At 56.3% G+C, this 325-nt stretch carries 1 protein-coding gene; it reads right to left on the bottom strand.

All coding sequences use genetic code 11. The features are described 5' to 3' along the window. Positions 1-229 (bottom strand): pyridoxal-phosphate dependent enzyme (locus A3754_RS06935; protein ID WP_156496874.1); only part of this gene is annotated, 229 nt, incomplete at its 3' end. Positions 230-325 lie beyond the last annotated feature (96 nt).

The following is a 325-nucleotide window of genomic DNA, read 5'->3' as shown; positions in this document are numbered from 1 at the left end:
AAGCAATACCGGTATTACCGCTGGTGGGCTCCACCAGGGTCATACCCGGCTTCAGTTTGCCGCTCTTCTCTGCATCCCAGATCATGGACGCGCCGATCCGGCACTTCACACTGCCGGCCGGGTTACGGGATTCGATCTTGGCGAGAATATTGCCCTGACTGATGCGATTGATCTTCACCAGGGGGGTGTTACCGATGGTTTCGCTATTGTCTTGGTAAATGCCGGTCATAATGCTCTCCTCCATTCTCGGCGCGCGTTGCGCAATGCCTTACTGTGGTTTGTCCTGCTTTTTCAGGCGCCGGTTCCAGCGTTGGCGCGCATACAG

Source organism: Alcanivorax sp. HI0083 (genome assembly GCF_001635175.1).
The sequence above is the reverse complement of the archived record's forward strand: the minus strand, read 5'-3'. Positions and strand labels throughout refer to the sequence as shown.